At 73.3% G+C, this 2,435-nt stretch carries 2 protein-coding genes; both read right to left on the bottom strand.

Annotation, left to right across the window (positions count from 1 at the left end; translation table 11 throughout):
* Window positions 1-361: 361 nt before the first annotated feature.
* Complete coding sequence (locus CCN44_RS39760) at window positions 362-1,597, bottom strand: CaiB/BaiF CoA transferase family protein (RefSeq protein ID WP_059255699.1); 1,236 nt, start codon at window positions 1,595-1,597, stop codon at window positions 362-364.
* 6 nt (window positions 1,598-1,603) lie between these two features.
* On the bottom strand, window positions 1,604-2,435 hold an 832-nt coding region (locus CCN44_RS39755), incomplete at its 5' end, for a cytochrome P450 (protein WP_107502166.1).

Below are 2,435 nucleotides of genomic sequence, written 5' to 3'. Positions count from 1 at the left end.
CCGCGAAACCGGGGGCGAGCGCACTGCGATGCCGGGGCGAGCGCCTTGTGCAACCGCGGGCAGGCACCCCGCGAGTCCGGGCAAGCGCCCCGTGAAACCGGGGCCAGGCGGCCTGGGAAACCAGGCAAGCCGCCCTGTGAAACCGGGGCCAAGCACCCTGCGCGGCCGGGACGAGCGACCTCTGGGACAGGGGGCAAGCGTCCTGTGAGACGGCGGCCGAGCGTCCTCGCACCGATGCTCCCGGGCGGCGCGCGCCGTTCCTGGTGGCCGGAGTCGAAACGGCCCGTGCCGCGGGCCCGGCGCGAACGGTCACGGCGTCGGAGAGGCTGTGCCGCCCGTGCGCACCCGGCCCGCTCCGGGATCAGGCCAGGGAGTCCTCCGGCACGCACGTGACGGCACCGCGGCGACGCAGGCCGTCGATGTCCGCGGCGGAGTAGCCCAGCTCGCGCAGCACCGGCTCGGTGTGTTCGCCGAGTGCCGGGACCGGCCCCATCGGCAACTCCACGCCGGCCACGGTGAACGGCGGCAGCAGTCCGCGTACGGTGCCGCCGGGCGTCCGCACCGGACGCCAGCGGTGGCGCGCGGCCAGCTGCGGATGGTCCAGCAGGTCACCGACCTCGTTGATGCGGGCGGAGGCGATGCCGATGGCGTCCAGGCAGGCCACGAGCCGGTCCGCGGGCGTCACCGAGGTGTGCTCGGCGACCAGTGCGTCCACCTCCTCGCGGCGGCGCACCCGGGCCACGTTCGTCGCCCAGGCCGGGTCGGTCGCAAGACCGGGCCGGCCCAGGAACTCCGCGGCGAACCGCGCCCACTCCCGGTCGTTCTGCACACCGATGACCACGTCCGTGCCGTCGGCCGTGGGAAACGCGCCGTAGGGCGCGACGCTCGGGTGCGACAGGCCCATGCGGCCGGGTGAACGTCCGGTCGCCTGGGCGTGGTGGATCTGGTAGCCCATCCATTCGCTGGTCGCCTCCAGCATCGAGATCTCCAGCGCGGCGCCCTCACCGCTCACCCCCCGCCCGACCAGGGCGGCGAGGGTCGCGGAGAGGGCGTACATGCCCGCCGCTATGTCGGAGGCGGGGATGCCCGCCTTCGCCGGGTGGTCCGCCGCGCCCGTCACCGAGACCACGCCCGCCTCGCACTGGACGAGCATGTCGTAGGCCCGCTTGTCCCGATAGGGACCGCTGCTTCCGTACCCCGACATGTCGACGGTCACCAGGCGCGGGTGCCGGGCCCTCAGCTCGGCGGCCCCGAATCCGAGGCGCGCGGCGGCACCCGGGGCGAGGTTCTGCAGGAAGACGTCGGCGGTGGCGACCAGTTCGGCGAGGACCCGGCGCCCGCCGGGTGACTTCAGGTCGAGCGTGACCGACTCCTTGCCCCGGTTGAGCCAGACGAAGTGACTGGCGAGTCCGCCCACGCTGGTGTCGTAGCTCCGCGCGAAGTCACCGCCGTCCGGGCGTTCCACCTTGATCACGCGGGCGCCGAGGTCGGCCATGTGACGGGTGGCCAGTGGCGCGGCCACCGCCTGCTCGACGGCGACCACGGTGACGCCCGCGAGCGGCAGGCCGGTGCCCGTGGTCGGCTGCGACCGGAGCATCCCGGGTCACCGCCCCTCGGGGGTGAGCGCGACCGGCAGGGAACTCATGCCGTGCAGGATGCTCGAGTAGATCCACTGCTCGGGGCCGGTCTGCTCGGCCGAGGACACCAGGGTGCGCAGCGCGCCGAGCACCTCCTCCACCTCGATCCGGGCCAGGTTGTGGCCCAGGCAGATGTGCGAGCCGAAGGCGAACGTCAGGTGCTTGTTCGGACGGCGGTCCAGTGTGAAGCGGTCGGGGTCCGGGAAGACGTCGGCGTCGCGGTTGGCCGAGGAGGTCCACACGGTGACGATGTCGCCCTCCTTGACCGGCCGGCCGTTCACCTCGGTGTCGGCCGTGGCCGTCCGGCCGCTGTGCAGCGACGGCACCGTCCAGCGCAGCACCTCGTCGGCGGCGGTCGCGAGGTCGGCCGTGCCGTCCTTGAGCGCCCGCCACTGCTCCGGGTGCTCGATCAGCGCCTTCAGGCCGCTGGAGATCGCGTGCCGTCCGGTCTCGTCGCCGCCGATGATCAGGCCGTAGCAGTTGGCCATCAGGTCGCGGTCGCTGATCGGCTCGCCGTCGATACGGCAGTTGGCCAGCAGGCTGATCACGTCGTCCGCCTCGGTGCCGCGTCGCGTCGCCGCCACGTCGGAGAAGTACAGCAGGAGTTCGCTCTTCGCCTGCCAGGTCGCCGCGGCGGAGGCGTCGGGCTCGTCGGAGCTCCAGGCGTGCGAGGTGCGCTCCAGCAGATACCGGCGGTCGGTCTCGGGCACACCCAGAAGGTCGCAGATGGCGCCCAGCGGAATGCTCGCCGACACGTCGCGGACGAAGTCGCACTCGCCCTTCTCCAGGGCGACGGCG

The organism is Streptomyces tricolor (assembly GCF_002155905.1).
Taxonomy (GTDB): domain Bacteria; phylum Actinomycetota; class Actinomycetes; order Streptomycetales; family Streptomycetaceae; genus Streptomyces; species Streptomyces tricolor.
The sequence above is the reverse complement of the archived record's forward strand: the minus strand, read 5'-3'. Positions and strand labels throughout refer to the sequence as shown.

Excerpts from the sequence above, each read along its gene's own strand:
- CCN44_RS39760 (WP_059255699.1), bottom strand. The coding sequence starts at position 1,597 with ATGCTCCGGTCGCAGCCGACCACGGGCACCGGCCTGCCGCTCGCGGGC.